Source organism: Desulfovibrio piger ATCC 29098 (genome assembly GCF_000156375.1).
In the GTDB taxonomy this organism is placed as follows: Bacteria; Desulfobacterota; Desulfovibrionia; order Desulfovibrionales; family Desulfovibrionaceae; genus Desulfovibrio; species Desulfovibrio piger.
On the sequence record NZ_DS996355.1, the window covers coordinates 255,893 to 262,244 of the forward strand.

The following is a 6,352-nucleotide window of genomic DNA, read 5'->3' on the forward strand; positions in this document are numbered from 1 at the left end:
TGTGCGAATGCTTCTCCGAGCCGCCAGTGGAGCCAGCGGGCACGGAATCCGACGCGCCCCGAATCATGCGGCCGCGCAGGTCGGGCACGGGCAGGCCATTGGTGGTGGTGCCGTCGCACAGGCACCAGTGCATGTCCGGGGCATCTTCCCCCAGCGGGATGGGGAAGCGGTTGCCTTCACCGCCGAAGGTGCCGGAAAAGGGCAGGATGCCGCCTACAGGCACATTGACGGCGGCGAGCTTGCTCTCGATGGCGTCCTTGACGGCCTTGCAGGTGGGGGCCGTGGTCGTGGAATCGGACAGGCCGGACGCCAGCTGGACGATGCCCGCCTGGGTGACGCTGGCCGCCAGGACGGAGAGAAGCCCTTCCGGCGTGATATTCAGCCCGCCGCCCACCTGCACGAGGCCGGGCTTGGCCTTGGTGGCCAGTCCGGGCTTGGCGTTGGTGATGAGCTGGCTGATGGCCTGCCAGAGCTGGCCATTGTCGCTTTTTTTCAGCTCCAGCCCGGCCCCGGTGATGACCGCCACCAGCTCCTCCTGCACGGCATTGAGCCATTCGGCGGAAACGGTGGTGGCCGCCACGGGGACGGCGGGATCGCCTTCGGTGAACTTGTGGTCCGGCGTGGCCGTGGCCGTGTCGATGCGATGCATGGCTATTCCTCGATGTAGGCCACAAGGCCCACGGTATGCGCGGGCTTGCGCCAGTTGATGATGCATTCAAGAATGGGATCGCCCCAGGTGCGCAGGGCCTCGCCCGCCACGGATTGCCCGGCTTTGAACTCGCGCGGGGCATCGCCGGGGGCCGTCACCAGAAACGCATGGCACCAGCCGCCATTGGTCAGGGCATCCCCGGCGGCACTGTGTCCCGCCTTGAACTCCCGGTATTCCGTGACCTTGGCCTCATATCCGGCCAGGGCCGCATAGCGGCGCAGCCAGGCCAGAGAGATGCCGCCGCGCTCCTGCAAGGCCACGGCCAGCAGGGCCAGGCGCTCCTGCAACAGCTGGCCGCCCAGGGCGCAGGGGCCGGGCAGGCCATAGACGCGCTCGTAATCCTCCAGCCACTGCTGATAGAGGAAGGGCCGCAGCCCGCCCACGGCATGGGCGGCATCGGCCTGCACGCGATCCAGCTCCCGGCCTTCCATGGCCAGCGAGGCGGCCAGATGCAGCCCGGATGGGGCATAGCTGACCGGCGGCAGCAGGGCCGCCAGCAGGTCGGCGTGCGGCATTACAGGGCCTCCAGCGTCAGGGTGCCCAGACGGCACCATTGCAGGTCAGTGGGCTGCACGTTGGCGGCCGGGGCGGTGATGACCACATCGGCCACGCCAGCCAGACCGGACACGGCGGCGGCGCAACGGGACAGCACAAGGGTCTCGCCGGGACGCAGGGCCGCTATCTCCGTTTCCAGAGCGGCCCGCACGTCAGGGCGCAGGCTCTCCAGGGTAGCGGCAGCGGCCACGCGCAGCTTGAGGGTCATGTCCACGGGCAGGGCCAGAGGGGCGTAGACCGTGGCCAGGGCCGTCACGGGCCGCTCGGCGTCGATGTGGGCCTGACAGGCGGCCACCACGTCCTCGCCGGGGATGCCGTCCGGGCCGGTGATGACCACATCCACGGTGCCCGCGCCCTGCCGCAGGGGGTAGACCTGGGCGTCGGCCACACCGGGCACCTCCCGCGCCCAGCGCCGGTAATCCGCCGCTGTGCCGCCGGAAGGCGGATTGCGCATGTAGTCCAGCAGCCGGGCCAGCAGGGTGGCGTCGTCCTCGGCATCGCTGCCGCCGGTCAAGGTCAGGCGGGCGGCGGACTGTACACCGGACGGCGCGGCCAGCAGGGTCACGGGCGCGCCATCCAGATCAGGCAACGCCCCGGCGTCCACGGCCTCACAGGGGGCGGCAGCCGTGGCGGCCTCCGCCGCTCCGGACAGCGTCACACCGGCCGTGCTGCGATACAGCACGCCGGACACGTCCCTGGCCTGCGTACCTGCGGGCACCACGGCACCGGCCCGGCCCGTCAGGGTGAGCGTGCCCGTGGCCCGTGTGGCGGGCTTGCGGGTGATGCCGCGCAGGGCGCAGTGCTGCTCCAGATATTCGGGGTCCGCCGTGTCCGGCAGCAGCTGGCGGGCCTGCCAGGACAGAAAGTCATACAGGCCGGACACCGCCGAGGCCGTGGCGCTGGAGCGGGCGAAATGGTCGCTGTCCCTGTCCTGCGGGGCCGTGGGGTCCAGATTGGCGGCATCGCGCAGCATGCGCTGCCGGATGGCGGCAAAGTCGGGGATGGTATAGGGCATGGTCAGGCTCCCACAGGGACGAAATGCTCATAGCTGTAGCGCTGGCCCGTGGCGTCGGTGACGACCACATGCAGCAGGCAGCGCCCGTCATGCGGCTGCGCGGCGCTGACTTCCACGGCCCGCGCCCTGCCGTCGTCCAGCAGGCCCTGCAGGGCCTGTTCCGCGTACTGGCGGGCCAGTAGGGAAATGCGCGGCACGTCCTTTTCCCGTGCCAGTTCATGCAGGCGGCTGCCCAGGGACGGGTCGGCCCACCACGAGCCCAGCGGGGTCATGAGGCGCAGGTAGACGGCATTTTCCAGGCGGCTGATGCGCGCGCCGGTATAGTCGCCGGTGGCAGGGTCTATCCAGGTATCCATGCCTCAAAGACTAGCGGGCATGGGCGCAAAAAAAAGGTGGAAGCTGTTCAGCGCTTCCACCCTTCCTTGGTTGGGGTGCCGTGCTTACTGCGGCTTGCCGGTAGAGCCGCCGCCCGTCTGGACACCGGTATGCGTGTGCCCGGTGAGGCTGATGCCGCCCGCCGTATGATCGCCGGACGAGGTGATGCTGCCGGTCTGGGTGATGTTGCCGCGTAGCGTCATGTCCGCCGTCATCTCCACGCGGTCGCCCTGCTGGCCGGTGGCGGTCATGTTGCCCGTCACCGTGGTTTGCGGGGTATCCAGCACGATGCCGCTGCCCGCTTCCACCGTCACCTGCTGCCCCGCCGTCAGCCGGGCGTTGTTTTTGACGTTGATGGCCAGCTCGTCGCAGTCGATCTCGATGACGCGGCCCTGTTTGATATGGATATACGCGCCGTCCTGGCTGTACATGCGCGCTTCCCCCGGCCCGACCTTGAGGCGGTAGGCCGCGTTTTCCGTGGCGATGATGACGCTGGCGGAGGTGCGCCCGCCCAGAGGGATCACGATGAGGTCGCTGCCTTCGGGCACGCCGCTGGAAAAGCCGAACTGTTGCAGCACCTCCACGGCCTGGGCCTGTTCCCCGGCCAGGGCATCGGCCTGCGCCAGTTGCAGGCCCGGCGCGTCATTGCGGGCCGTGAGGCGGGCGCGGTAGGGGAAGCGCAGTCCGCGCAGGGCACGGGCTATGCGGCTTTCGACGATCTCGATGATGCTCATGGTGGTCTATCCGGCGCAGAGGTCGCAGGTGCAGCAGTCGCCGCCCTTTTTGTGGTGCTTGCGTCTGGCCTTGGGGGCCGTATCCGGCAGCCACAGCGCCCAGGGCCGCAGGTACAGGGTGGTGATGGTGCCGCCCTGGCGGTCACAGGACAGGGTACGCCGGGCCAGCATGGTGTCCACGTCCAGGCCCAGGGGCGTGGAGAGGAGCCGGATATGCATGCCCGGCTCCCATACCGCCCCGCTGTCCGTGCGATGGCCCCGCACGCGGGCCACGGCCTGCCAGCTCTCGAAGATGGAATCGGAAAGCAGTTTGTTGGCCCTGGCCTGCGCCTGGGCAGTGGTCTCCAGGTGGGCGGCATCGCGGATCAGGGGCCGGGCAAAGCCCGCCTCAGCGTCACGGGCCGCGGCCTTGATGGCGGGCTGTGCGCCCTCGTGTTCGTCGCCCGTGCCCTGGCCCAGCACTGTCACCTCCGACCAGCGGCGCTGGCAGTTATCCTCCAGGGACAGGTCCTGCACGTTGTTTTTGGTGCCCGTCGTGTCCAGGATCAGCTCAGCGTCCACGGCCCGGCCATAGTCCGGGGCGGCCACTTTCAGCACACCGTCCGGCGTGAACCACGGCCACAGGCCCGCCAGTTCGGCGGCCCGCTCCAGGGCTTCCCAGGCGCTCATGCCCGGTTCCACAGTGACCTTCTTCCGGCTGTCCCCGCCCTGTACGTCCATGCGGTCGATGCCCAGGGGGCGCAGGTAGGTGGCGCATATCTCCGCCAGGGTCAGCTCGCGCCGAGCCAGCACGGGCGCGGAGCAGTCCAGCAGGACGCCCGCCCGGTCCCTGCCGTGCAGTTCCAGGCGATGTTCTCCCTTGGCCAGACGGCGGCGCACGGCGTCCACACGGCCCGTGAGGATCACGTCCGTACCCAGACGCACCTGCACCTCGGCCCAGGGCTTTACATAGTCGGGGATGGCCGTAGCCGGGATGCCCAGGGACAGGCTCCAGGCATCGGCGGGCGTGAAAAAGTCGCTGTCTATGCTGTAGCGTTCCCAGTCCCTGTGCTCATGCCCGGCGATGGCCAGGGTGATGGCATCGGTATCAGCGGACATAAACAAGCAGCTCCTGATTGGGGTCGATAAAATTGGGATTGCGCACTTGCGGATTGATGCGCCGCAGCTCGTCCGCGCGGGTGAAGTCGCCGTAGAGGCGGTGGGCCAGCAAATGGAAATTACAGGCCAGCCCGGCGGTGCGTATGGCCAGCGGCGGACGGGCATTGAGGGCGGCCTCGGCCAGCTGCTGCATGGCCCGAGCCGCTGTGCGCAGGCGCTCGCAGACGGGATGCACGCTGCCCTGGGGCAGGGCCGCCGCCGTATAGTGCAGGGCGTCATCCAGCCGTGCCCGTACATTGCCCGCAAGCCCTTCGATCTCGCCCGGCGTCAGTGCGGGGGAGGCCATATCGGCCTTGAGCGCCTCGCTGGCGGCCTGTGCCGTGGCCTGGGCCTCCAGCAGGGTCACATGGGTGACGGCCACGCCCTGCGGCGTCTGGGCGCTGCCCACCTCCGGCACCGGGATGGTCGCCACGGCGGGGCGGGGCACGCGCAGGGCCAGCTGCGCCTCGGCCTTGCCCGACAGGGCGCTCTGCGGGCCGGATACCCAGGCGGGGCCATAGGCTCCGGCCCCGGTGGCGTAGGCTTTGACGGCTTCCGGGGCCGTGAGGGACAACAGCGGCAGTGCCGTGGAGAGGACACCGAACGCGGAGACCACGGACGAGGAGGCGCTGGCGGCGTCGGCTTGCAGGCCGCGCACGATGGCCTGCGCGTCGGCCACGAAGGCGGCGGGCACGTCCACATAGGACAGCACGGAACGCACCACACTGCGCCCGGCATCCAGTACGTCCAGCACGCCTTGCAATTCCGTCTCCACGCGGGCCTTGATATTGGCGGCGGTATCCGCCCACTGGCCCAGGGTCTTGCCCAGCTCACTTTCCGACAGGCCCAGGGCCTCGTCCAGGCTGGAGGAAATATCCGCCAGCGCCTGTTCGGCCAGGCTGCGGCTGGAGGTGGCCCCGAAAAAAGGGTTGTCCGTGACGGCTTCCACGGCCTCAAAGGTCACGGTGGCGTAGTCGTGCCGCTCCGCGCTGTGCTGTATCTGCCAGCGGCGCACGGCCACGGTGAGGCTGCCGAAAACGGGATGGATCAGCTCGCCCGGCCCGGCCTCCTCGAAGGCGGCCACCAGCGCCTTGATCCTGCTCTCATAGGCCACGCCCCAAAAAATGGCGGTCACGGGGATGACGCGGGGCTTGCGGCCCAGGTCCTCCACCTCGGCCCCGGAGCGGTACGGGTATTCATGGACGCACAGGGCCTTCTCGCCCCGGTCTTCCACGCTTTGCACTTCAAAGGTGACGCCCCGGAAGGAGGCGTCCTGCAACGTCAGATTCCATGCCATGCTAACGCCCCTCCCCGGCGGCGTGGGTTTGCGCTAACGGCGCGCGGCTTCGCGGATCATGATATCCTCGCGGCTCTGGGCCAGCACGGCACCGTCCAGCTCCAGCGTGCTGTGCAGCTCCACCTTGACGGGCTGCTCCTGCGCGGCCCGCATGTTTTGGGCGGCCTCCAGCAACGCGGCCTTCCATTCCTCCTGGGCGCGGCGGTCATCGTCCCGGCCGGCCAGCGTGGCCAGGCGTTCTTCCAGTCCTTCGCCGGTGTCCAGGAAGGACGTGGTGCCGCCGAACAGCGCCGCGCCGTAGTCATCGAAGGCGTCCGGGCGTTGTTCCGGTCCCCGGCCCGTATCCTTTGCGCGGGCGGAGAGGGCCGTCAGGTAGTCCGTGGGATCGTCCGGGTCATAGGGCAGCTTTCCGGCTGCCAGAGGGGCCTCGACCATGGTTTTTTGATACCACTGCTGCCCCAGCTCAGTGCCCAGGATACCGCCTAGCGTCGCGCCTGCGGCCGCGCCGACGGCCGAGCCCACGGGACCGG

The 6,352-nt window shown here is 69.3% G+C and carries 8 protein-coding genes; all 8 read right to left on the bottom strand.

The features are described 5' to 3' along the window. The coding region (locus tag DESPIG_RS12755; RefSeq protein WP_006005520.1) for a tail fiber protein at window positions 1–649 on the bottom strand (649 nt) is incomplete at its 3' end. 2 nt (window positions 650–651) lie between these two features. Beyond that, a complete protein-coding gene (locus tag DESPIG_RS04510) occupies window positions 652–1,224 on the bottom strand; it encodes a YmfQ family protein (protein ID WP_006005522.1) in 573 nt (190 codons plus the stop codon). Continuing rightward, a complete protein-coding gene (locus DESPIG_RS04515; protein WP_006005525.1) occupies window positions 1,224–2,279 on the bottom strand; it encodes a baseplate J/gp47 family protein in 1,056 nt (351 codons plus the stop codon). The genes DESPIG_RS04510 and DESPIG_RS04515 overlap by 1 nt, the downstream gene beginning before the upstream one ends. A 2-nt stretch (window positions 2,280–2,281) precedes the next feature. Next, entirely contained in the window at window positions 2,282–2,635 is a 354-nt protein-coding gene (locus DESPIG_RS04520) for a phage GP46 family protein (RefSeq protein ID WP_006005526.1), read from the bottom strand. A gap of 84 nt (window positions 2,636–2,719) precedes the next feature. Next, complete coding sequence (locus tag DESPIG_RS04525; protein WP_006005529.1) at window positions 2,720–3,388, bottom strand: phage baseplate assembly protein V; 669 nt, start codon at window positions 3,386–3,388, stop codon at window positions 2,720–2,722. 6 nt (window positions 3,389–3,394) lie between these two features. Further along, window positions 3,395–4,486, bottom strand: a complete 1,092-nt coding sequence (locus DESPIG_RS04530) for a phage baseplate assembly protein (protein WP_006005531.1) — start codon at window positions 4,484–4,486, stop codon at window positions 3,395–3,397. Continuing rightward, on the bottom strand, window positions 4,476–5,822 hold the full coding sequence (locus DESPIG_RS04535) for a DNA circularization protein (RefSeq protein WP_006005534.1): 1,347 nt from the start codon (window positions 5,820–5,822) through the stop codon (window positions 4,476–4,478). The genes DESPIG_RS04530 and DESPIG_RS04535 overlap by 11 nt, the downstream gene beginning before the upstream one ends. 33 nt (window positions 5,823–5,855) lie before the next feature. After that, on the bottom strand, window positions 5,856–6,352 hold a 497-nt coding region (locus DESPIG_RS14020), incomplete at its 5' end, for a hypothetical protein (RefSeq protein WP_006005538.1).